1 protein-coding gene is annotated in these 725 nt (G+C 46.5%); it reads left to right on the forward strand.

Going from position 1 to position 725, the window contains the following annotated elements; genetic code table 11:
* The coding region (locus tag GQS54_RS22965; protein ID WP_166426238.1) for an IS66 family transposase at positions 1–725 on the forward strand (725 nt) is incomplete at both ends.

Below are 725 nucleotides of genomic sequence, written 5' to 3' on the forward strand. Positions count from 1 at the left end.
CAGTTGGCATTACAAATACTGTATGAACGAATGCGAGAAATACTGCTGCAACAATCCGTTATTCAGGCGGACGAGACGACATTAAAGGTTATCGGCGAAGATAAAACCACCTGCTATATGTGGCTGTATTGCTGCGGCACTGACTCACCCAGCAACAATTTACCTGATGCAGGCTACTCCCTTATGCCCAATATCGTACTTTATGATTATCAAGCCAGTCGCAGTGGACAATGTGCGGCCGACTTCCTTGATGGTTATTCGGGGTATTTACAAGTAGATGGTTATCAGGGGTATGCCAAAACCCAGGCGACTCTGGTAGCGTGTATGGCTCACGCTCGCAGAAAGTTCGTTGAAGCAGACACCGCACACCGGGTGGCCGGCCGACCAAAGGGTAAAACAGGTAAAGCGAATATGGCACTGAACCATATCCAGAAGCTGTATCGCATAGAAACGAAAATCAAAGGTAAAACGGCTGAAGAAAAATATCGAATACGTCAGGCTGAAGCCTTACCGTTACTCATGCAATTTAAAGACTGGCTGGACGAATCCGTACTGAATGTGCCGCCTAAAACAGCGCTGGGTAAAGCCCTTGCCTATGGCATCAATCAATGGCCAAAACTCATTCGTTACATCGATAATGGCAATCTGAATATTGACAACAACCGAGCCGAACGAGCAATTAAACCCTTTGTGATTGGCCGAAAAAACTGGTTGTTCAGCAACAC

The organism is Paraglaciecola sp. 20A4 (assembly GCF_011378905.1).
In the GTDB taxonomy this organism is placed as follows: domain Bacteria; phylum Pseudomonadota; class Gammaproteobacteria; order Enterobacterales; family Alteromonadaceae; genus Paraglaciecola.